Source organism: Candidatus Palauibacter australiensis (assembly GCA_026705295.1).
In the GTDB taxonomy this organism is placed as follows: domain Bacteria; phylum Gemmatimonadota; class Gemmatimonadetes; order Palauibacterales; family Palauibacteraceae; genus Palauibacter; species Palauibacter australiensis.
Map to the genome: position 1 here is coordinate 1 of JAPPBA010000188.1, position 21,323 is coordinate 21,323.

Below are 21,323 nucleotides of genomic sequence, written 5' to 3' on the forward strand. Positions count from 1 at the left end.
AGCTGTACGAGGAGGTGCCGTTGCCGGAGGACTCGCGGGTCCTGGGGGGCGGCAGGCATCTCTATCTTCTCCAGAACAGCAGTTTCCCGCCGTGGCGCGTCGCAAAGCTCAGCGTGCGCGCAGAGAAGTCGGGTTGAGGCGCTTGACATCCCGTACGTGAGTGCGCTACGACCTCGTGCCGTAGCGCACTCACGCCAGCTAGACTGCAGTCAGGTGAGGTCGTAGCGGTCGAGGTTCATGACCTTGTTCCAGGCGGCGACGAAGTCGCGCACGAAGGCCTCCTGCCCGTCGTCGCACCCGTAGACTTCCGCTAGAGCCCTGAGTTCGGAGTTCGAGCCGAACACGAGGTCCGCCTCGGTGGCGGTCCACCGGACGTCGCCGCTCGCGTCGCGGCCCTCGAAGGCGCCGTCGGAGGACGCCCGCCACTCCGTGCTCATGTCGAGCAGGTTCACGAAGAAGTCGTTCGTCAGCGTTCCGGGCCGGTCCGTGAACACGCCGTGGGCGGACCCCCCGGCGTTCGCGTTCAGGGCGCGCATGCCGCCGACCAGCGCCGTCATCTCGGGCGCGGTGAGCGTGAGCAGGCAGGCCCGCTCCACGAGCTGCTCGGCCGCGGACGCTTCGTTTCCGTCCCTGGCGTAGTTGCGGAACCCGTCCGCGGCGGGCTCCAGGACGGCGAACGATTCCGCGTCCGTCCACTCCTTCGACGCGTCCGTGCGCCCCGGCGCGAACGGCACCTGCACGTCGTGCCCGGCATCGCGGGCCGCCTGCTCGACGCCCGCGCACCCGGCGAGGACGATGAGGTCGGCGCGGGAGACCCGCTTGTCGCCGGTCTGTGCGCCGTTGAACTCCGCCTGGATCGCTTCCAGCGCTTGCAGCGCCCCCGCCAACTCGGCCGGGTCGTTCGCCTCCCAGTCCTTCTGCGGCGCGAGGCGGATGCGGGCGCCGTTCGCGCCGCCGCGCTTGTCGGTGCCGCGGAACGAGGCCGCCGACGCCCACGCCGTCGCAACCAGCCGCGACACCGACAGGCCCGAGGCGAGAACCCTGGCCTTGAGGTCCGCGACGTCCCGCTCATCGATCAGCTCGTGGTCGACGTCGGGCACCGGATCCTGCCACAACTGCGGCTCGGCCGGGACGAGCGGTCCGAGGTACCGGCTGCGCGGGCCCATGTCGCGATGGAGCAGCTTGAACCAGGCCCTGGCGAAGGCGTCCGCGAGGTCCGCGGGGTTCTCGAGGAAGCGCTTCGAGATCGGGGCGTAGACGGGATCTTCGCGCAGCGAGAGGTCCGTCGTGAGCATCATCGGGGCGTGCTTCTTCGAGGGGTCGTGCGCATCCGGCACGGTGGCCACCTCGGACGCGTTGACCGGCGTGTACTGCGACTTGCCTGCGGGGCTCTTCGTCAGCTCCCACTCGTGGTCGTGCAGGTTCTCCATGAAGTTGTTGTCCCACCGCGTGGGCTCGGTCGTCCAGGCGCCCTCCAGGCCACTCGTGATCGTGTCGCCGGCCTTGCCGCTGCCGTGGCTGCTGTGCCAGCCGAAGCCCTGCGCCTCGAGGCCGGCGCCCTCCGGTTCGGTACCGACGTGGGACTCGGGGCCGGCGCCATGCGCCTTGCCGAAGGTGTGGCCGCCGGCGATGAGCGCGACCGTCTCTTCGTCGTTCATCGCCATGCGGGCGAAGGTGGTGCGGATGAACTTCGCCGCCGCGGCGGGGTCCGGGTTCCCGCCCGGCCCCTCCGGGTTCACGTAGATGAGCCCCATGTGATCGGCGCCCAGCCCTTCCCGGAGTTCCCCCTCCTCGTCGTGGCGTTCGTCCCCCAGCCACTCGGTCTCCGATCCCCAGTCCGTCTCGTCGGCCTCCCACACGTCCGGACGGCCGAAGGCGAAGCCGAACGTCCGGAACCCCATCGACTCCAGCGCGCAGTTGCCCGCGAAGATGATGAGGTCAGCCCACGACAGGTTGCGCCCGTACTTCTGCTTCACGGGCCACAGCAGCCGCCGCGCCTTGTCCAGGTTGCCGTTGTCGGGCCAGCTGTTCAGCGGCGCGAAGCGCTGGTAGCCGGAGCCGCCACCGCCGCGGCCGTCCGTGATGCGGTACGTGCCCGCGGCGTGCCACGTCATGCGGATGAAGAGCGGCCCGTAGTGCCCGTAGTCGGCCGGCCACCATTCCTGGGAGGTCGTCATCACCTCCTCGATGTCCCGCTTCAGCTCCTCGACATCGACGTTCTTGAACGCCTCCGCGTAGTCGAAGCTCCCGCCCATCGGGTCCGACACGGGCGAGTTCTGCCGAAGAGCCTTCAGGCTCAGCTGATTCGGCCACCAGGTTTCATTCGTCGTCATGGGATCTCTCCAAAAAGGTCAGCGTCAGGTCGTAGTTCGTCACGGTAGCGGGCCGCAGGCTGCGGAATAAGGCAGCGTCCGGCGGCGGGCAAGAGCCGAGCCTCCCCTCAGACGGTCGGCGCAACGTAGCGCTCGACATCGATCTGGTCCTCCCGTGCCCGTGCCCGAGCCACGTCGAAGGCGGCCTGCAGTCGAATCCAGGTCCCCGTCGTGGAGCCGAAGGCCTTCGCGAGCCGCACCGCCATGTCTGTCGAGATGCGCGCGCGACCGTTGACGAGGTTCGAAAGCGCCTGCCGACTCACGCCGAGCACTCGCGCGCCCTCCGTCACGGTGAGACCGAGGGGTTCGAGGCAGGATACGCGAACCACCTTGCCCGGGTGGGGCGGGTTCTTCATCGGCATCGTGGTTCTCCGTTCGTCAGTGGTAGTCGATCAATTCCACGTCGTAAACATCGCCGCCCTCGAAGCGGAAGATGATGCGCCAGTTTGCCCGAACGGTCACCGACCAATAGCCTCGCAGCGTTCCCTTCAACGCGTGTAGCCGATACCCGGGAAGGCGCATGGCTTCCGGGGAGTCGGCGACATCGAGTTGGGCGAGGATCACCTCCACCCTGGGGCGCAGAGCAGCGGCGATCAGGCTGCGGTCGTCACGTTCGTAGAAGCGCTTCAGGCCGCGATGCCGGAAGCTCCGTATCATCGACCGTAGTGTAAAGCGTCTAGCGACACTGGGCAATCCATCCCAGAGGTACATTCGCATGGCCTCGGCGTCCGAACGATATTCTACCGATGGATATCTTCCAGCGATCATCGGCACCCGTGGACGAATCATGACGAGAGCGACGAGACGCGGGCTCCCACCCCGGGGGGCCACTTCATCTCCCCGTCAGGTTCGCGCCGACGCGAAGGCCGGTGTCGTCTCCATGCGCGCGCGCAACGCGGGGGTGCCGCTCGACCTCGATCTGATTCGGGGGCAGGCCGCGAACCGCAGCGCGATCGAGCGCCGGGCCGCCACGCTCGGGAAGCGCCGCAGCATCAAGAAGGAGTGGCAGACCGCCTGGCTCCTCCGCGCCGTGACCATGATCGACCTCACGACGCTCGCCGGCGACGACACTCCGGGGCGGGTGGCCCGTCTCGCCGCCAAGGCCCGCCAGCCCGTGCGTCCCGGCCTCCTTCGCGCGCTCGGGGCGGAAGATCTCGGCCTGCGCGTGGCCTCCGTCTGCGTGTATCCGACAATGGTTCCGGCCGTCGTTGAAGCGCTCGCCGGTGACGACATCCCGGTGTGTGCGGTCGCCGCCGGCTTCCCCGCCGGGCTCACGCCGTTCGCGCAGCGGGTCGAGGAGATCCACGAGGCGGTCGAGGCCGGCGCACGCGAGATCGACATCGTCATCACCCGCCGCCACGTCCTCACCGGCGACTGGGAGGCGCTGTACGACGAGGTCCGCGCCTTTCGCGAGGCGTGCGGCGAGGCCCACCTGAAGACGATCATGGCCACGGGGGAACTCGGGAGCCTGCGCAACGTCGCCCGCGCGAGCTGGACCTGCATGATGGCCGGAGCCGACTTCATCAAGACCTCGACGGGCAAGGAGAAGGTCAACGCCACGCTCCCCGTCGGACTCGTGATGGCGCGCGCGATCCGCGCCTACCGGCGACTCTCCGGCTTCCGCGTGGGCCTGAAGCCGGCCGGCGGCGTGGGGAAGGCGAAGCAGGCGCTGGAGTGGCTCATTCTCGTGAAGGAAGAACTGGGCGGGGCATGGCTCGACCGGTCGCTGTTCCGCTTCGGCGCGAGTTCGCTGCTCGCGGACATCGAACGCCAGTTGGAGCACCGGGCGACGGGGCGGTATTCCGCGTACCACCGGCACCCACTGGGATGAGGGTGGGTTGAGGTTGAGAGGGGGTTGAGGGAGATGCCGAAGATCGCGGAACTGTTCGAGACGATGGAGTACGGTCCCGCTCCGGAGGTCGCGGACGAGGCGAGGGCGTGGATCGCCGAACGGGGCCCCCGCTTCGGGTACTACATCGGCGGCGCGTGGTGCGAACCGGCGGACGGCGAGTTCTTCGCGACCCTCGATCCGAGCAACGAAGCGCAACTCGGCGAGATCGCGCAGGGCGGCCCCGGCGACGTGGACCGCGCGGTGGCGGCGGCGCGGGCGGCCCACGCTGAGTGGCGCGACCTCGGGGGACACGGACGGGCGCGCTACCTGTACGCGATCGCCCGTCACCTGCAGAAGCACTCCCGGCTCTTCGCGACGCTCGAGACGCTCGACAACGGAAAGCCCATCCGCGAATCGCGCGACATCGACATTCCGCTCGTCGCGCGGCACTTCTATCACCACGCGGGCTGGGCCCAGCTCATGGATACCGAACTCGCGGACTGCGAGCCGCTCGGCGTCGCGGGCCAGATCATCCCCTGGAACTTCCCGCTGCTCATGCTCGCGTGGAAGGTCGCGCCCGCCCTCGCGACCGGGAACACGGTCGTCCTCAAGCCCGCCGAGTTCACGTCGCTGACCGCGCTCCGCTTCGCGGAACTCTGCCGCGAGATCGACCTGCCACCGGGCGTCGTCAACATCGTGACCGGCGACGGCCGCACGGGCGCCGCCATCGTCGAACATCCGGACGTCGACAAGATCGCCTTCACCGGCTCGACGGAGGTCGGCCGCATCATCCGCGAGACGACGGCGGGGACCGGCAAGAAGATCTCGCTGGAACTCGGAGGGAAGTCGCCCTTCCTCGTCTTCGACGACGCGGACCTCGACAGCGTCGTCGAGGGCGTGGTCGACGCGATCTGGTTCAACCAGGGCCAGGTGTGCTGCGCCGGCTCGCGGATCCTCGCCCACGAAGGGATCGCCGACGCGCTCGCCGACCGCCTGCGCGCCCGCATGGAGACGCTCCGCATGGGGGCTCCGCTCGACAAGGGCGTCGACATCGGGGCGATCATCGCACCGGTCCAGTTGAGGAAGATCGAGTCGCTGGTCGAGGAGGGCCGCGAGGAGGGCGCTGCGATCTGGCAGCCTTCCTGGAGCGTCCCCCGGGACGGCTGGTTCTACCCGCCGACCCTGTGCACCGACGTGTCGCCGGCCGCGCGGATCGCCCAGGTCGAGATCTTCGGCCCCGTCGTGGTTCAGATGACGTTCCGCACCCCCGCGGAGGCGGTCGCGCTCGCCAACAACACGCGCTACGGCCTCGCGGCGAGCGTCTGGACGGAGAACGTGAACCTCGCCCTCGACATCGCCTCGCAGATCAAGGCCGGGACGGTGTGGATCAACTGCACGAACGTGTTCGACGCCGCGTCCGGGTTCGGCGGCTACCGCGAGAGCGGATTCGGCCGCGAAGGCGGCCGGGAAGGGCTCCGGGAGTATGTCCGCCGGCGCCCCAACCCCGCGGAGCCGACCCCCCTGAAAGACTCGGAGGCGGCGGAACCCGACGGGCGCCACGACGCGCGGGAAGGTGCCGGAGAGAAAGCCCGCGCCCCCGCGCCGCTGCCCGCGATCGACCGGACGGCCAAGCTCTACATCGGCGGCCGGCAGGCCCGGCCGGACGGCGGGTACAGCCTTGAAGTCCTGGATCACCGGGGCCGCGCAGCGGGGGTAGTCGCCCGCGGAAACCGAAAGGATGCGCGCAACGCCGTGGAGGCGGCGCTCGCCACGGAATGGGCGCGCACGACGGCACACCTGCGGGCGCAGATCCTGTACTACGCGGGCGAGAATCTCGACGCCCGCCGGGCGGCCTTCGAGGACCGGCTGCGCGCGCTCACCGGCTGCGATCCGGGCGCGGCGCGGCGCGAGGTGGAGGCGTCCGTCCGGCGCCTGTTCACCTGGGCGGCGTGGGCGGACAAGTGGGATGGGGCCGTCCACCGGACCCCCTTCCGCAACGTGACCCTCGCCATGCCCGAACCGCTCGGCGTGATGGCGGTGGTCTGCCCGCCGGAACCGGCGCTGCTCGGCTTCATCTCCAGCGTGATTCCGGGCGTCGCGCTCGGGAACGCGGTCGTTGCCGTCGCTTCGGAGCGCTGGCCGCTCCTCGCCACCGACTTCTACCAGGTACTCGAGGCCTCGGACGTGCCGCCGGGGGTCATCAACATTCTCACGGGCCTCGAGGAGGAGCTGCGGCCCACCCTCGCCGGCCACGACGCGGTGGACGGGATGTGGTACTTCGGGACGGACGAAGGGGCCGCCGACGTGGAGCGCCGCTCCGCCTCCAACCTGAAACGCACGTGGACGAACGCCGCTCCCGGGCGGGACTGGTTCGGTTCCGGCGGCGAGGGGCGCGAATTCCTCCGCCACGCCTCCCAGATCAAGAACATCTGGGTCCCGTACGGGGAATAGCAGTTCGTAGCAAGAAACCCGTGTCAGCCCCGGGATCGGCCTCCGGGATCGGCCCAATGATCCAGGGGACCGCGGCCGGAGCCGAGACCGGGTGCCGCCGTGATGGCGGCGTGAGTGAAAGCGAGCCCCCGTTCGATCGCCGGCTCGAGGGCGAGCCCCGACGCCAGCCCCGCCGCGATCGCGGCCGAGAGCGTGCAGCCGGTCCCATGGGTCTCCGTCGTCCGGATGCGTGGCCTCCGCCACACGCGCTCGCCGCTCCCGTCCCCGAACAGGTCCACGACTTCCTCGCCGTCCAGGTGCCCGCCCTTTACCAGCACGGCCCCGGCTCCCCGCGCGAGGATCGTGCTCGCCGCCGCCGACATGTCGGCCTCGGTGCGCACGGTCCGTCCCGCGAGGATCTCGGCTTCGGGCAGGTTCGGCGTGACGAGGGCGGCGAGAGGCAGGAGTTCCTCGAGGATGGCGGCGACGGCGTCCGGGTCGAGCAGCCGGTCGCCGCTCGTCGCCACCATCACCGGGTCGACCACGAGCGGCGCTCTAAAGCCGTGCAGCCCCGCGACGACGGCCCGCACGATGTCCTCGTTGGCGAGCATCCCGGTCTTCGCGGCCCCCGGCGGCAGATCCGCCCGCACCGATTCGATTTGGCGCCGCACGAGCAACGGGTCGAGCGCCTGCACCGCCTGGACGCCGAGGGTGTTCTGCGCGGTCACGGCGGTTACGGCGCTCGTTCCGAACACGCCGAACGCGTGAAAGGTCTTGAGGTCGGCCTGGATGCCGGCGCCGCCCCCCGAATCGCTCCCCGCGATCGTGAGGGCCGTCGCCCGCGCCGCTTTCTTCGGGTTCACGCTCGACTCCGCTCAGGTCCGCACAGGTTGACCGGCTCGCTCTCGCTCCGTGCGCTGCGATGACAGCGCGTTGAGCCTCAGCTTAAAATAGGGGCATGCCGACGCGCGCGGAGATCAAGGCCTGGCGGTCGCTGCACCGCGGAAAGGGACGCCGGGAAACCGGGTGTTTCCTGGCCGAGGGGCGGCGACTCGTCGCCGAGATGCTGGAGTGGCCGGGCCGCACGGTTGCCGTGCTGTACGCCGACGCGGCGGAGGACGAGCCGGAGCTGGAGGCGCTGCTCGCTCGGGCGGCGGCACGGGGCGTTCGCACGGATGCGGTGCCCGAAGCGGTCGTTCGGACGCTGGCGGACGCCGTCACGCCGCAACCCGTCCTGGCGATCGGCGAGGTGCCGGCGTACGGCTGGGCCGACGTGGGCGATGGCACGATCGTGCTTCTCGACGGCGTGCAGGATCCGGGAAACGTCGGCAACCTCGTGCGCACCGCGCTCGCGATGGAGGCGACCGCGGTGGTGGGCGTCGGGGAGACCGCCGATCCGTGGGGGCCGAAGGCGCTGCGGGCCTCGGCGGGCGCGTCGTTCCGCGGCCCCGTCTTCCGAGCGGACACCCGGGATGCCGTGGAGCGGCTCGCCGGGCGGGGAATCCCGATCTGGGTCGCCGCGGCCGATGCTCCGCCGCTCGCGGGTCCGCCTCCCGAGCCGGTCGCGCTCGCGCTGGGGAGCGAGGCCCACGGCGTCTCCCCCTCTCTCCGCGCCGCCGCCGCCCGCGTCGTCTCCGTGCCGCTCGCCGGCGGCGTGGAGTCGCTGAACGTGGCGTCAGCGGGCGCCATCCTGCTCGACCGGATGCGGACCCGGCGTCCGCTTGGCTGAGCCCGCGATCGTCGGGGCCGCCGTCCTGTTCGGCGCTGCTCTGGGCTCTTTCCTCAACGTGTGCGTCACCCGGATGCCCACCGGAGAAAGCGTCCTCCGCCCGCGCAGCCGCTGCCCGGCGTGCCACGCCACCATCCGCTGGCGCGACAACCTCCCCGTCCTTTCCTGGATCTTCCTGCGGGCCCGGTGCCGCGACTGCGGCGGCCGGATCCCCCTGCGCTACCCCGCGATCGAACTGGCAACCGCCCTCGCCTGGGGCGGCATGGCCTGGCTGCACGGCACGTCCGTCGCCGCCCTGACGGGTGCGGTCCTGTTCACGCTTCTCCTCGCGATCGCGGTCATCGACGCGCGCCACTACATCATCCCCGATGCCCTCTCGCTCGGCGGGTGCGCCGCGGGCCTCGCCCTTTCCGTCCTCCCCGGGTCGACACCACCGCTCGCGGCGGTCACCGGGGCGCTTCTCGGGTTCGCGCTCCTCGGCGTCGTCGGGTGGCTGGGCGAGAAGGCGTTCCGGAAACCGGCGCTCGGCGGCGGCGACGTGAAGATGATGGCGATGGTCGGTGCGTTCCTCGGCCCCGGCGGCGCCCTCCTCACCACCTTCCTGGGCGCCCTCGCCGGGTCCCTCGTCTTCGGCCCCGTCTCGCTCCGGACGGGAAAGCCCGTGCCCTTCGGCACCTTCCTCGCGCTGGGCGCCGCCATCTCGTTCCTGTTCGGGGACATGCTGTTCGACGCGTATCTGCGCGCGGCTGCCGACGACCCCCTCTCGGCGCTGGCGCGGGGTCTTGCCACGGCCTGCTAGCGGCGGCGGATTCGGGCGCGCGTCACCTGGGTGTCGGTGGTCGCCACGACCTTGATCCGCACATTGCCGTGCTCGACCACCTCTCCCGTCTCGGGCACCCGGCCCAGTTCGCCCAGCAGGAAGCCGTTCAACGACCGGTACTCGGCCGCCGGGAACGAGGTCCCGAAGAAGTCGTTGATCTCTCGCAGTTCCGCGCCGCCATCCACGGCGATCTCGTCCCGTCGTAGCCGGATGATGGGTTCCGTCGGCAGGTCGGTTTCGTCCACGATGTCGCCGACCAGTTCCTCGAGGACGTCCTCGAGCGTCACGAGTCCGTCGAGCCCGCCGTGCTCATCCACGACGAGCCCCATGTGCACGCGGCGCGCCCGAAACTGCTCCAGCAGTCCGATGAGGGTGATCGTGTCAGGCACGAAGTACGGTTCGCGGGCGACGCTTGAGAGCGGGAGGTCGCGCCGGCCTCCGAGCAGCGCCCGGTACGCCTCGGTGCGGTACAGGACTCCGGTTACGTCATCGAGCGATTCGCCATACACGGGGATCCGGCTGAAGCGCACGTCCGCGAGTTCGTCCGCGATCTCTCCGAGGGTGCGCGAGTCCTCCCAGGCGAGGATCTCGACTCGGGGGGTCATGATTTCCCGCGCGCGCAGGCGGTCCAGCGTGAACACGCGGTCGATGAACTGGCGCTCGTGCGTTTCGATGTCGCCCGACTGGTGCCCGAGGCGAACCATGGCGCGGATCTCCCCCTCGCTCACGTGCGCCCCGCCGCCAGCGTCGGGCAGCACCCGCCGCACGAGCCATTCGAGCGGGAGGACGACCGGCAGGAGCAGGCGCCCCAGACCCGCGAGAATCGGGGCGGCCAGCAGCGACAGCCGATCCGCGTTGCGCGCCGCGAAACTCTTCGGCGTCACCTCCCCGAAAAAGAGGACGAGGAGGGTCATGACGCCCGCCGCGAGCCCCACCCCGGCGGAGCCGACCAGTTCGGTGGCCGTAAGGGTGGCGATGGCCGCGGCTCCGATGTTGGCGGCGGTGTTCCCGATCAGGATGATGATGAGCAGCCGCTCGGGGTTTCGCTTCAGCCTCTCGAGCGCGCGCCCCCCCGGACGTTTCTCCCGCACAAGTGCCCGGACCCGGGGTTCTCCGAGCGAAAACAGCGCGATCTCGGCGCCGGAGAAGAACCCGGAGAAGATGAGGAGGAGGACGAGCAGCGCGAAGGTCCCGGTCATGGGCGGGGGACTCCGGCCGGAGCCTCAGGCCCCGCCCGAACTGTCGGCAGGAGCTGCGTACTGTCGGTTTCGTCCAACGTCTACCAGCCGCGGCTGTGTTCGATCAACTCCGCGACGATGTCGTCCGCGGTCTTGCCTTCGGCTTCCGCCTCGAAGCCGGGAACGACCCGGTGCCGGAGCACGGCGGGCGCCACCGCCCGTACGTCGTCGAGATTGGGGGCGGGACGGCCATCGAGCGCCGCCCGCGCCTTCGCAGCCAGCACCGTGTGCTGCGAAGCCCGCGGTCCGGCGCCCCAGCTCACCATGCGGCGTACGAATTCCGGCGAGGAGACCTCGCGCGGCCGCGTCGCCCGCGCCAGCCGCACCGCGTAACCGACCACCGATTCCGAGGCCGGAACTCTCTGCACGAGCGCCTGGTAGTCGAGCAGCTGGCCCGCGGTCACGACCGGGTTGACCTGGGCGGGCGGCCCGCTCGACGCCATGTCCGCGATGACCGACTCCTCCTCGGCCGTCGGATACCCGATCCGAAGCTCGAACATGAAGCGGTCGAGCTGGGCTTCGGGAAGGGGATACGTCCCTTCCTGCTCGATCGGGTTCTGCGTCGCGAGGACGAAGAACGGACGGCCCAGCGGGAACGTTTCGCTGCCGACCGTGACCTCGCCCTCCTGCATCGCCTGCAGCAGGGCGGCCTGCGTCTTCGGCGGCGTCCGGTTGATCTCGTCCGCCAGGATCACATCCGCGAAGATCGGCCCCCGGACGAAGGCGAAACGGCGCTCCCCGGTGCGCTGGTCGTCCTGAAGCACCTCCGTCCCTGTGATATCGGAGGGCATCAGGTCCGGCGTGAACTGAATCCGGCTGAATTCCAGATGCAGGGCTTCGGCGAGCGTCGAGACGAGTAGCGTCTTGGCCAGACCGGGGACCCCCACCAGCAGCGCGTGTCCGTCGGCGAGCAGCGTGATGAGGAGCTTCTCGACGATCTCCCGCTGCCCAATGATCCGCTTCCCGACTTCCTCCTCGATCCGGCGCCGGGCGTGACCCAACTCCCCGAGCAGCCGAACGTCATCCGTTTCGACCTTTCGACCGGCTTCCAAGACTCAATCGGCTCCAGGAGTGAGGGGGGACGCGGGACGGCGAGACCCGGGCGTCGGCGAGGCCATTTCGGAGTTGACCAGAGGCCTTCAATATGGTGGCAGCAACCTAGGCCTTCTCTGCCCAGCGTCAAGCGAAACCGGCATTGCGAAATTTTTCACAAGCGGACAGATTGGGCTTGGGAAATTTTTCACAAGCGGTCGGCGTAGGGCTCTGACGACGGAGATGTATCCGCATGCGCCAGCCGCCTCCCGGTTCGGCGAACCGGCCGGAACCCGAGAAACCACAGGGGAGCATCGGCCGCCGGTACGCGAAGGCGGCGGGCTCGGAATTCGCGAGCCTCGGCATCGCGATGGGGTTGGCGATTGCGCTCCTCGCCGTTGGCGGCAACTGGCTCGACGATCGTCTCGGGACTGCGCCTCTCTTCGTACTCGTCGGCGTGTTCGCGGGGTTCGCGGGAGGTTGCTACAGCATGTTCGGCAGGCTGGCGGCGCAGCGCGAACGCTCGGCGACCGACGAGACCGACGGGGAGACGGACCGCAGGAAGTGAACGGTGTTCCCACCGGCTGGACGCGGCGCCCGCGGACCTATGCGTTGGCCACATTGGGGCTGGCGGCGGTGGCGGCCGCGTGGCTGGGAGATGGCGAGCGCACGTGGGGGATCGGGGCGGCCTGGCTGATTCAGGTGGTCGCGGTCTGGCCGCTGAACCGGGCGCTCCTGGCGGGGCGGAGCGCGACCCGGCCCTGGCTGGCCGGGATCGGCCTGCGCATGGGAGGGCTGGTCGTGACGGGCGGACTCGCGTGGACGGGATCGGCGACGCCCGACCTGCCCATCGCGTACGGACTCGCCATGCTGGTGCTGTTGTGGACGGAAGCCTTGTGGCTGTGGCTCGCGCTCGCGCGCGCGAAGTCCAGGAAGACCAACTCGACACGGAACGCACGACCGGATGAACCGGGTGCTCGATAGATCGATGGCCTCTCTGCGGAGTCTGACGGAGCGGGTGCAGGAGCACGCCGCCCCCGCGGCCGTGGCTGCCCAGGAACACCACGGCGACGCCCACGCGGCGGACGGGCACGCCGAGGAGTGGGGCACCGAAGTCATGATGCACCACGTCGTCGACTCGAACATCTGGGAGTTCGGACCCTTCGGCGAGATCCCTCTCCCGCAGTTGCCGGCCTTCAATATCGGCGGCCTCGAGATCGACCTGTCGATCACGAAGCACGTGCTGTTCCTGATGTTCGCGGCCATCCTCACGATCGTGACGATGTTCATCGCCGCGCGCTCGACCGAGCGGCTGGAGAAGGGCGAGAAGGCGCCGAGAGGGATCCTCAACGGGATCGAAGCCTTCTACCTGTACCTGAGAGATGACATCGTGATGGCCAACATCGGCCGTGGGGGAGAGAGGTTCGTCCCCCTCGTCATCACCTTCTTCTTCTTCATCCTCTACGCGAACCTGCTCGGCCTCATCCCCTTCGGCGCGACGGCGACGGGGAACATCATGGTCACGGCCGCGCTCGCGATCATCGCGCTCGTCGTGATCGAGACCGCCGGGTTCATCGCCCTCGGCCCGCTGGGCTACGCGAAGACCGTGTTCTTCCTCCCGCCCGGGCTGCCCGGGCCGCTGAAGCCGGTCACGCTGCTCATCATGGCCCCGGTCGAACTGATCGCGAAGTTCTCGAAGATCATGGCGCTCGCGATCCGGCTCTTCGCGAACATGACGGCGGGACACTTCGTCATCCTCGCCTTCATGGGTCTCATCCTCACCTACGGCTCGATGGTCGGTCAGGGATTGTTCGGAACGACGGTCGGCGCCGTGACCATTCTGGGGTCCATGGGCCTCGCGCTGTTCGTGATGATGCTGGAGATCTTCATCGCGCTCCTTCAGGCGTACATCTTCGCGATGCTGGTCTCGGTGTTCATCGGGTTGATTCGCCACGCGCACTGACCCGGACGGGTCCGCGGGCAACTTCCGCGCCGGGGAGGCGCGGACGGAACGGGGGGTGTCGTTCGAACCCCCGACAGGAAAGGAAACTGGAGCAAACGATGCTGAACATGTTGACGCTGCTACAGGGCATGTCGACGGGAGACGGCCTCGCGGTCGGTCTCGCCATCGTCGGGGGCGGGCTCTCCGTGCTCGGAGCCGGTATCGGAATCGGTCTCATCGGCGGGCGCATGACGGAAGCGATGGCCCGCCAGCCCGAGGAGGCCCAGACCATCCAGACCGGCGCGATCGTGCTCGCCGTGTTCATCGAGGGTGTGGCGCTGTTCGGACTCGTGATCGCCGGCTTCATTCGCGGCGGCCTCTGATGCGTCTCGCCGGTCTCGGAGCGCTCTGGGCCTTCGCGGCGCCGGCGAAGCTGGCCGCGCAGGCGGAGACGGGGATCTTCTCGCTCAACCTGGGGCTCGTGGTGTGGACCTGGATCCTGTTCGTGGTCACGCTCCTCGTCCTGGCGAAATGGGTCTTCCCGCTCATCGCGGGCGGACTCGAGCAGAGGCACGCGAAGATCCAGGGCGCGATCGACGATGCCCTCTCCGCCCGCGATGAGGCGAAGGGGCTGCTCTCGCAGCAGGAGGCCGCGCTCGAAGCGGCCCGCGGCGAGGCTCGCGAGATGCTGGAGAACGCCCGGCAGCACGCCGACGGCCTCCGCAAGGAGATGCTGGAGGAGGCGCGGGCGCAGCAGGCGCAGATGCTCGAGGACGCGCGCCGCGAAATCGGTCACGAGCGGGAGCTGCTGCGCGAGGAGGTCCGGCGGGATGCCGTGGATCTCGCGCTGGCGGCCTCCGAACGGCTGATCCGGGCGCGGCTGGACGCCGAGGAGAACCGGCGTCTCGTTCACGAGTTCGTGTCGGACGTCTAGTGTCGGTCACGGATTCATGAGCGCGTCGGCGGTGGCCCGCAACTACGCGGCGACGCTGTTCGAGCTCGCGGCGCGGGATGGGAGCGAGACGGAGTACGGGCGGCTGATCGAGGAGATCGGCGACCTGTACGCGAACGTCCCGGACTTCCAGCGTTTCCTGGAAGTGCCTGCGGTGTCCCTGTTCGAGAAGAAGGAGACGATCCAGGCGGCCCTCTCCGGGAGGACGCCGGAACTCTTCATCCGCTTCCTGTTCGTCATCCTGGATCGCCACCGGCAGCGGGCCCTCCCGGGGATCGCTCGCGCCTACCGCGATCTTCTGGACGAGAAGGCGGGACGGGTCCGCGCTACCGTGACGCTGCCCTTCGAGGCGGATGACCGCGTCCGGAACGAGGTCGTTTCGGCGCTGGAGCGGCGCTTCGAACGGGAAGTCGTACCCGAGTTTCACGAGGACCCGAAGATTCTGGGCGGCGTGATCATCCGCGTCGGCGACGAGTTGCTGGACGCCTCGCTGCGGCGGCAACTCGAGCAGATGCGGCGCGAACTGTACTGATCCGCCCGTAACGAACCATAGAGAAGAGAAGACGATGACAGGTTTCGACAGCTCCCTTCGAGCGAGCGAGATCAAGAAGGCCCTGCTCGAGCAGATCGACCGCTACGAGGAGGAACTCCGGGTCGAGGAGGTGGGCGAGGTCCTCGAGGTGAAGGACGGCGTGGCCCGCATCTGGGGTCTCTCGACGTGCGTCGCCAACGAGATGCTCGAGATCACCTCCCGCGACACCGGGGTCTCCGTGATCGGTCTCGCCTCGAACCTCGAGGAAGATAACATCGGCGCCGTGATCCTCGGCGATTACCTGGCCCTCAAGGAGGGAGATCCGGTGCGCCGCACCGGCCGCGTCCTCTCCGTGCCCGTCGGTCCGGAGATTCTCGGCCGCGTCGTGGATACGCTGGGGCAGCCGCGCGATGGCCGCGGGCCGATCGAGACCGTGACCTACATGAAGGTCGACCGGAAGGCGCCCGGCATCGTGTACCGCCAGCCCGTGAACGAGCCGCTCCAGACGGGCCTCAAGGCGATCGACTCCATGATTCCGATCGGCCGCGGCCAGCGGGAACTGATCATCGGGGACCGCGGCACCGGAAAGACGGCCGTGGCGATCGACGCGATCATCAACCAGAAGGGGGAGGACGTCGTCTGCGTCTACTGCGCCATCGGACAGAAGGGCTCGACGGTCGCCGGCCTGGTCGAACGGCTCCGCGACGAGGGCGCGCTCGACTACACCGTCGTCGTGGCCGCGAACGCGTCGGAGCCCGCCCCGATGCAGTTCATGGCCCCCTACGCCGCGTGCGCGATCGGCGAGTACTTCATGTACGAGGAAGGAAAGGCCGTCCTCGTCATCTACGACGACCTCACGAAGCAGGCGGATGCCTACCGCGAGGCGTCGCTCATCCTGCGGCGTCCGCCGGGGCGCGAGGCGTATCCGGGCGACGTCTTCTATCTGCACAGCCGCCTGCTCGAGCGGGCGGCCAAGATCAGCAACGATCCGGAAGCGATCGCCGGCCACCCGGACATCAGGAAACCCGGCGGTTCGCTGACCGCGCTCCCGATCATCCAGACGGCGGCCGGCGACGTGTCCGCCTACATCCCGACGAACGTGATCTCGATCACCGACGGCCAGATTTTCCTCGAAACCGACCTCTTCTACTCGGGCGTGCGCCCGGCGGTGAACGTGGGGATCTCGGTCTCGCGCGTGGGCGGAAACGCGCAGATCAAGGCGATGAAGAAGGTCGCCGGACGCCTCCGGCTGGACCTGGCGCAGTTCCGCGAGATCGAAGCCTTCGCGCAGTTCGGCACGGAGCTGGACGCCGCGACGCAGCGGCAGCTGGACCGCGGCCGGCGCACCGTCGAGATCCTGAAGCAGGGCCAGTACGAGCCGATGCCGGTCGAGGAGCAGGTGATGGTGATCTTCGCGGCCACGCAGGGTTTCCTGGACGATCTCGATGTGTCGCGCATCCGCGGCTGGGAGGTCGGATTCCTCGAGTACATGGGCACGAACCATCCGGAAGTCGGCGAGGCGATCCGTGACGAGAGGGTGATGTCCGACGAGACCGAGGCGGCGCTCCGCGGGGCGATCGAGTCCTACTCGGACACCTTCGTCCACGACGGCGCCTCCCGAGAGGACGCTTCGGACGCCGCGGCATGAGCAAGTCGAGGGACATCTATCGGCGGATGAAGTCCGTCGACAGCACGAAGAAGATCACCCGCACCATGGAGATGGTCGCGACCGCCAAGCTCGCGCAGGCGCAGGGGCGGGTGATCCGCGCACGCCCCTACTCGGCCGAACTGATGGACATGATCGCCCGGCTCGCCACCCCGGATCTTGCCGAGTCGCAGCCGCTGCTGCGCCAGCCCGCCCGCATCGAACGCGCCGCGGTGGTGCTCGTGACGAGCAATCGCGGGCTGTGCGGCGCTTTCAACGCGAATCTCATCCGCACCGCTCAGGCGCAACTCCGCGAGCTGGAGGAGGCGGGAGCGGAGGTGGAGTTCCACGTCTACGGGAACAAGGGGATCTCCTATTTCCGCTTCCGCGGCGTCGCGATGACGCTCACTCGCAACGACCTGGGGGATCCTCCCGCGGTGGACGATGCGCGGAGTCTGATCGACGATCTTGCGGCGCGCTTCGTGGCCGGCGAACTCGACGCGGTGCGGCTCGTCTTCGCGGAGTTCCGGAACATGGTGAGCACGCCCCCCGCGGTCCGGCAGGTGCTCCCGGTCGGCGTGGGCGAAGCGCGCAAGGGCCCGCAGCCCTTCTATATCCTGGACCCGTCGGAGGAAGGCATCCTCGACCATCTTCTGCCGCTCTACGTGACGAACTCGACGTACAGCGCGCTCCTGGAGACGGCGGCGGCGGAGCAGGCGGCCCGCCGGACGGCGATGAAGTCGGCGACGGACAACGCCAACGATTTCCTCGACAACCTGCGGCGGACGTACAACCGCGCCCGCCAGGCCGAGATCACGAATCAGATCGCCGAGATCATCGGCGGCGCGGACGCGTTGGACGGATAGCGGACGAACAGCGTGAGGGGCAGCGGCGCCCCCGGGAACCGATAGCCACGAGGCTGACATATGTCTGAAGGATCCACCGAACGAGGCACAGGCAAGGTCGTGCAGGTCATCGGACCCACGATCGATGCGGAGTTCGAACCCGAGCATCTGCCGGAGATCTACAACGCGCTCTCCCTGTCCTGGGAGGACGATGACGGGACCGTGCACGATCTCGTGTGCGAGGTGGCGCAGCACATCGGCCGCAACCAGGTGCGCGCCGTCGCGATGGACGCGACGGACGGCGTGACGCGCGGGATGGAAGTCGTGGACACCGGACACCCCATCTCGGCGCCCGTCGGCGAGGCGTCGCTGGGCCGCATCCTCAACGTCCTCGGCGAGCCCGTGGACGAGATGGGTCCGGTCGAGGCGACGGAGCGCTGGCCGATCCACCGCAAGTCGCCCACGCTCCAGAACCTCGAGCCGAAGACGGAGATCTTCGTCACCGGGATCAAGGTCGTGGATCTCATCGCCCCCTACGTGAAGGGCGGCAAGACGGGACTCTTCGGCGGGGCCGGCGTCGGCAAGACCGTCATCATCATGGAGCTCATCAACAACATCGCGCAGGAGCACGGCGGCCGCTCCGTCTTCTGCGGCGTGGGCGAGCGCACCCGGGAGGGGAACGACCTCTGGCTCGAGATGAAGGAGTCGGGCGTCATCGACTCGACGGCGCTCATCTACGGACAGATGAACGAGCCGCCGGGCGCGCGCCTGCGCGTGGGGCTCACCGGCCTCACCGTGGCCGAGTACTTCCGTGAGGTGGAGGGGCTCGACGTCCTCCTCTTCATCGACAACATCTTCCGCTTCAGCCAGGCCGGGTCCGAGGTGTCCGCGCTCCTCGGCCGCATGCCGAGCGCGGTGGGCTACCAGCCGACGCTCGCCACGGAAATGGGCAACCTCCAGGAGCGCATCACGTCGACCACGCGGGGTTCGATCACCTCGGTGCAGGCGATTTACGTGCCGGCGGACGACCTCACGGACCCGGCGCCGGCCGCGGCCTTCACGCACCTCGATTCCCAGACCGTCCTCTCGCGCCAGATCGCCGAGCTCGGCATCTATCCGGCCGTAGACCCGCTCGACTCCAGCAGCCGCATCCTCAGCGAGCAGTTCCTGGGCGAGCGGCATTACCGCGTGGCGACCGCGGTGCAGCGCACGCTGCAGCGCTACAAGGACCTGCAGGACATCATCGCGATCCTCGGGATGGATGAACTCTCCGAGGAGGACAAGGTCATCGTGAACCGGGCCCGGCGGATCCAGAAGTTCCTGTCGCAGCCCTTCCACGTGGCCGAGCAGTTCACCGGCATCCCCGGCCGCTACGTGCCGCTGGAGACGACGATCGAGTCGTTCGAGCGCGTCGTCGAGGGTGAGTTCGATCACCTGCCGGAACAGGCGTTCTACATGGTCGGCGGCATCGACGAGGCGATCGAGCAGGCGAAGAAGCTGGAGGCGGAGGCCGCATGACGACGACGGTGTCCGCCGACCGGCAACTGCGCGTCACGGTGATCTCGCCGTCGGCCGCCGCCTTCTCCGGCGCCGCGACATCGGTCATCGCCCCCGCGCACGACGGCGAACTGGGAATTCTGTACGGCCACGCCCCGATGGTGGTCCTGCTGGGCGAGGGCCTGCTGCACATCCGTACCGACCAGGGTCCGCGCCGTTTCCGCGTCGCCCGGGGCTTCCTGCAGGTCCTGGACAACACGGTCGCCGTCCTCGCCGAAGAGGTGGAGCCGGCGGCGGAACGCTGATCCTTGAGGGGTCTCGGAGGCGCGCTTGACGCTCCTCCGAACCAACCCTATTTTACCCGTCTTCCCCGCGAGCGCCTTGGGCGTCTTGCGGGTCCGCTTTTTTGACAATTTGGTAGCGAGTGAGAGTGCTGGGCGCCGAGTGCGTCTGAGGTGCTTGATGCCGTCAACGAAGATGGATCAAGCGATCAAGGGCACAGGGTGGATGTCTAGGCACGGACTGGCGATGAAGGACGTGGCAAGCTGCGATAAGCCAGGGGTAGCTGCAAGCGAGCGTTAATCCCTGGATTTCCGAATGGGGAAACCCGGCCGGGGTGATGCCCGGTCATCCCTTCGCTGAATACATAGGCGTTGGGAAGCGAACCGAGGGAACTGAAACATCTAAGTACCTCGAGGAAGAGAAAACAACCGTGATTCCCTCAGTAGCGGCGAGCGAACGGGGAAGAGCCCAAACCATGGAGGTGTCAAGGCGGCAGCCGTTGCTTCCATGGGGTAGCAGGGTGGTTCGTGAGAGTCTGCCGGCTCTCGGAGCGTCGCGCGACGGTGAGTCGAATCCGTCTGGAAAGCCAAGCCATAGAGGGTGACAGCCCCGTAGGCGAAGCCGACGTCGCGATCTCTGGATCATTCCTGAGTAGGTCGGGACACGTGAAATCCCGATTGAACCCGGCAGGACCACCTGCCAAGGCTAAATACACGTCCGTGACCGATAGCGAACGAGTACCGTGAGGGAAAGATGAAAAGTACGCCGGGAGGCGGGTGAAACAGATCCTGAAACCGTGTGCCTACAAGCGGTGGGAGCTCGACCCTCTCTTCGTGAGAGACGTCGGGTGACCGCGTGCCTTTTGCATTATGATCCGGCGAGTTGTTCCTCAGTAGCAAGGTTAAGCCGTTCAGCGGCGGAGCCGAAGCGAAAGCGAGTCTTAACTGGGCGTAGAGTTGCTGGGGACAGACCCGAAACCAGAGTGATCTATCCATGGCCAGGTTGAAGCGAGGGTAATGCTTCGTGGAGGACCGAACCGTTGTGGGTTGAAAACTGCTCGGATGAGCTGTGGATAGGGGTGAAAGGCCAATCAAACCTGGAGATAGCTGGTTCTCCCCGAAAGATATTTAGGTATCGCCTCTGAGTGTAGACTGCGGGAGGTAGAGCACTGGAAGGGCTAGGGCCCTAAACCGGGTACCAACCCCTACTAAACTCCGAATGCCCGTTAGTTGGTCTCAGGGAGGAAGTGCACGTGCGATAATGTTCGTGCGCGAGAGGGAAAGAGCCCAGACCTTCAGCTAAGGTCCCCAAGTGCTAGCTAAGTGACAAAGGTGGTGGATTTGCGGAGACAACTGGGAGGTTGGCTTAGAAGCAGCCATCCTTGAAAGAGTGCGTAATAGCTCACCAGTCAAGCGGATCTGCGCCGATAATGGTCGGGACTGAAGTTAGCCACCGAAGCTAAGGCTGCGCGCATATGCGCGCGGGGTAGGGGAGCGTTGCCTGAGCCGTGAAGCGGGGCCGGAAGGCTACCCGTGGAGCGCAGGCAAGTGAGAATGCCGGAATGAGTACGCGAGAAACAAGGTGAGAACCCTTGTCGCCGTAAGCCCAAGGTTTCCTGAGCCATGCCAATCAGCTCAGGGTTAGTCGGCCCCTAAGGTGAGGCCGAAAGGCGTAGCCGATGGAAAACGGGTCAACATTCCCGTACCACACGATACTGCGCTTGAGTCTGCGGAGGGACGCAGAGGTGAAAGGTCCGTCGTTTCCATGGACATGAACGATGTAAGGAGGTAGGCGTTTCCGGGTAGGCAAATCCGCCCGGTGAAGCCGAGATCCGATGCCGAAGAAGTCTTCGGACTTCGCTAAGGGACCGTAATCGTACTGCCAAGAAAAGCTTCGTGGACGAGGAGTACGTGTGACCGTACCGCAAACCGACACAGGTGGGCGAGGCGAGTAGCCTCAGGCGCTCGAGTGAGTCTTGGTTAAGGAACTCGGCAAAATGTCCCCGTAACTTCGGGAGAAGGGGAGCCGGCAGTAGGTGACCTTGCTTCGCGCAGGAGAGCCGAAACCGGCCGCAGAGAATCGGCCCAAGCGACTGTTTAGTAAAAACACAGGTGTCTGCAAAGTCGTCAAGACGACGTATAGGCACTGACGCCTGCCCGGTGCCGGAAGGTTAAAT

At 67.9% G+C, this 21,323-nt stretch carries 20 protein-coding genes and 1 rRNA gene; 15 read left to right on the forward strand and 6 right to left on the reverse strand.

The annotated features are described in order from the left end of the window. Window positions 1–209 precede the first annotated feature (209 nt). From katG to OXN85_15755, 3 genes are all read right to left on the reverse strand, one after another. Window positions 210–2,333, reverse strand: a complete 2,124-nt coding sequence (gene katG, locus OXN85_15745) for a catalase/peroxidase HPI (GenBank protein MCY3601421.1) — start codon at window positions 2,331–2,333, stop codon at window positions 210–212. Window positions 2,334–2,440: 107 nt separating this feature from the next. Next, window positions 2,441–2,734, reverse strand: a complete 294-nt coding sequence (locus tag OXN85_15750; GenBank protein MCY3601422.1) for a HigA family addiction module antitoxin — start codon at window positions 2,732–2,734, stop codon at window positions 2,441–2,443. 16 nt (window positions 2,735–2,750) lie between these two features. Next, window positions 2,751–3,029: a type II toxin-antitoxin system RelE/ParE family toxin gene (locus OXN85_15755; GenBank protein ID MCY3601423.1), complete on the reverse strand. Its 279-nt coding sequence runs from the start codon at window positions 3,027–3,029 to the stop codon at window positions 2,751–2,753. A gap of 223 nt (window positions 3,030–3,252) precedes the next feature. On the opposite strand from OXN85_15755, the gene deoC reads away from it, so the two are divergent. Both deoC and OXN85_15765 read left to right on the forward strand, forming a co-directional pair. After that, window positions 3,253–4,203, forward strand: a complete 951-nt coding sequence (deoC, locus tag OXN85_15760) for a deoxyribose-phosphate aldolase (GenBank protein MCY3601424.1) — start codon at window positions 3,253–3,255, stop codon at window positions 4,201–4,203. Window positions 4,204–4,236: 33 nt separating this feature from the next. Continuing rightward, on the forward strand, window positions 4,237–6,654 hold the full coding sequence (locus tag OXN85_15765) for an aldehyde dehydrogenase family protein (protein MCY3601425.1): 2,418 nt from the start codon (window positions 4,237–4,239) through the stop codon (window positions 6,652–6,654). Window positions 6,655–6,677: 23 nt separating this feature from the next. On the opposite strand, the gene thiD is transcribed toward OXN85_15765, so the two are convergent. Next, window positions 6,678–7,496, reverse strand: a complete 819-nt coding sequence (gene thiD / locus OXN85_15770) for a bifunctional hydroxymethylpyrimidine kinase/phosphomethylpyrimidine kinase (protein ID MCY3601426.1) — start codon at window positions 7,494–7,496, stop codon at window positions 6,678–6,680. A 95-nt stretch (window positions 7,497–7,591) separates the two neighbouring features. Here thiD and OXN85_15775 point away from each other — a divergent pair, with 95 nt between their 5' ends. Further along, the gene (locus tag OXN85_15775) at window positions 7,592–8,362 is read left to right on the forward strand and encodes an RNA methyltransferase (protein ID MCY3601427.1); all 771 of its coding nucleotides are present in this window, start codon (window positions 7,592–7,594) and stop codon (window positions 8,360–8,362) included. Then, window positions 8,355–9,161, forward strand: coding sequence for a prepilin peptidase (locus OXN85_15780; GenBank protein MCY3601428.1), 807 nt, complete (start codon window positions 8,355–8,357; stop codon window positions 9,159–9,161). Before OXN85_15775 ends, OXN85_15780 begins: the two co-directional genes overlap by 8 nt. Here OXN85_15780 and OXN85_15785 read toward each other — a convergent pair. Continuing rightward, a complete protein-coding gene (locus tag OXN85_15785) occupies window positions 9,158–10,381 on the reverse strand; it encodes a hemolysin family protein (protein MCY3601429.1) in 1,224 nt (407 codons plus the stop codon). The genes OXN85_15780 and OXN85_15785 overlap by 4 nt on opposite strands. A gap of 80 nt (window positions 10,382–10,461) precedes the next feature. Further along, window positions 10,462–11,472 (reverse strand): MoxR family ATPase, encoded by a 1,011-nt coding sequence (locus OXN85_15790; protein ID MCY3601430.1) that lies wholly within the window; start codon window positions 11,470–11,472, stop codon window positions 10,462–10,464. Window positions 11,473–11,705: 233 nt separating this feature from the next. Here OXN85_15790 and OXN85_15795 point away from each other — a divergent pair, with 233 nt between their 5' ends. From OXN85_15795 to OXN85_15845, 11 genes are all read left to right on the forward strand, one after another. Further along, entirely contained in the window at window positions 11,706–12,020 is a 315-nt protein-coding gene (locus OXN85_15795) for an AtpZ/AtpI family protein (protein MCY3601431.1), read from the forward strand. After that, window positions 12,017–12,436, forward strand: coding sequence for a hypothetical protein (locus tag OXN85_15800; protein ID MCY3601432.1), 420 nt, complete (start codon window positions 12,017–12,019; stop codon window positions 12,434–12,436). Before OXN85_15795 ends, OXN85_15800 begins: the two co-directional genes overlap by 4 nt. Beyond that, window positions 12,426–13,415 carry a F0F1 ATP synthase subunit A gene (gene atpB, locus OXN85_15805; protein MCY3601433.1) on the forward strand — a complete coding sequence of 330 codons (990 nt, stop codon included), beginning with the start codon at window positions 12,426–12,428 and terminating at the stop codon, window positions 13,413–13,415. The genes OXN85_15800 and atpB overlap by 11 nt, the downstream gene beginning before the upstream one ends. Window positions 13,416–13,543: 128 nt before the next feature. Beyond that, complete coding sequence (locus OXN85_15810; protein MCY3601434.1) at window positions 13,544–13,777, forward strand: ATP synthase F0 subunit C; 234 nt, start codon at window positions 13,544–13,546, stop codon at window positions 13,775–13,777. After that, entirely contained in the window at window positions 13,777–14,328 is a 552-nt protein-coding gene (gene atpF, locus OXN85_15815; protein MCY3601435.1) for a F0F1 ATP synthase subunit B, read from the forward strand. Before OXN85_15810 ends, atpF begins: the two co-directional genes overlap by 1 nt. A 16-nt stretch (window positions 14,329–14,344) precedes the next feature. Continuing rightward, window positions 14,345–14,878, forward strand: coding sequence for an ATP synthase F1 subunit delta (atpH, locus tag OXN85_15820; protein MCY3601436.1), 534 nt, complete (start codon window positions 14,345–14,347; stop codon window positions 14,876–14,878). Window positions 14,879–14,912: 34 nt separating this feature from the next. After that, on the forward strand, window positions 14,913–16,526 hold the full coding sequence (gene atpA, locus OXN85_15825) for a F0F1 ATP synthase subunit alpha (protein ID MCY3601437.1): 1,614 nt from the start codon (window positions 14,913–14,915) through the stop codon (window positions 16,524–16,526). Continuing rightward, a complete protein-coding gene (gene atpG, locus OXN85_15830) occupies window positions 16,523–17,389 on the forward strand; it encodes an ATP synthase F1 subunit gamma (GenBank protein ID MCY3601438.1) in 867 nt (288 codons plus the stop codon). The genes atpA and atpG overlap by 4 nt, the downstream gene beginning before the upstream one ends. A gap of 60 nt (window positions 17,390–17,449) precedes the next feature. Next, window positions 17,450–18,886, forward strand: a complete 1,437-nt coding sequence (atpD, locus tag OXN85_15835) for a F0F1 ATP synthase subunit beta (GenBank protein ID MCY3601439.1) — start codon at window positions 17,450–17,452, stop codon at window positions 18,884–18,886. Continuing rightward, window positions 18,883–19,170 (forward strand): F0F1 ATP synthase subunit epsilon, encoded by a 288-nt coding sequence (locus OXN85_15840; protein ID MCY3601440.1) that lies wholly within the window; start codon window positions 18,883–18,885, stop codon window positions 19,168–19,170. The genes atpD and OXN85_15840 overlap by 4 nt, the downstream gene beginning before the upstream one ends. A 175-nt stretch (window positions 19,171–19,345) precedes the next feature. After that, window positions 19,346–21,323 (forward strand): 23S ribosomal RNA (locus OXN85_15845); the annotation flags it as partial.

Bases quoted from the DNA above. Each gene is read 5' to 3' on its own strand.
- katG (MCY3601421.1), bottom strand. From the start codon at position 2,333: ATGACGACGAATGAAACCTGGTGGCCGAATCAGCTGAGCCTGAAGGCT.
- OXN85_15750 (MCY3601422.1), bottom strand. From the start codon at position 2,734: ATGCCGATGAAGAACCCGCCCCACCCGGGCAAGGTGGTTCGCGTATCC.
- OXN85_15755 (MCY3601423.1), bottom strand. From the start codon at position 3,029: ATGATACGGAGCTTCCGGCATCGCGGCCTGAAGCGCTTCTACGAACGT.
- deoC (MCY3601424.1), top strand. From the start codon at position 3,253: ATGCGCGCGCGCAACGCGGGGGTGCCGCTCGACCTCGATCTGATTCGG.
- OXN85_15765 (MCY3601425.1), top strand. From the start codon at position 4,237: ATGCCGAAGATCGCGGAACTGTTCGAGACGATGGAGTACGGTCCCGCT.
- OXN85_15775 (MCY3601427.1), top strand. From the start codon at position 7,592: ATGCCGACGCGCGCGGAGATCAAGGCCTGGCGGTCGCTGCACCGCGGA.
- OXN85_15785 (MCY3601429.1), bottom strand. From the start codon at position 10,381: ATGACCGGGACCTTCGCGCTGCTCGTCCTCCTCCTCATCTTCTCCGGG.
- OXN85_15795 (MCY3601431.1), top strand. From the start codon at position 11,706: ATGCGCCAGCCGCCTCCCGGTTCGGCGAACCGGCCGGAACCCGAGAAA.
- OXN85_15810 (MCY3601434.1), top strand. From the start codon at position 13,544: ATGTCGACGGGAGACGGCCTCGCGGTCGGTCTCGCCATCGTCGGGGGC.
- atpF (MCY3601435.1), top strand. From the start codon at position 13,777: ATGCGTCTCGCCGGTCTCGGAGCGCTCTGGGCCTTCGCGGCGCCGGCG.
- atpH (MCY3601436.1), top strand. From the start codon at position 14,345: ATGAGCGCGTCGGCGGTGGCCCGCAACTACGCGGCGACGCTGTTCGAG.
- atpA (MCY3601437.1), top strand. From the start codon at position 14,913: ATGACAGGTTTCGACAGCTCCCTTCGAGCGAGCGAGATCAAGAAGGCC.
- atpG (MCY3601438.1), top strand. From the start codon at position 16,523: ATGAGCAAGTCGAGGGACATCTATCGGCGGATGAAGTCCGTCGACAGC.
- atpD (MCY3601439.1), top strand. From the start codon at position 17,450: ATGTCTGAAGGATCCACCGAACGAGGCACAGGCAAGGTCGTGCAGGTC.
- OXN85_15840 (MCY3601440.1), top strand. From the start codon at position 18,883: ATGACGACGACGGTGTCCGCCGACCGGCAACTGCGCGTCACGGTGATC.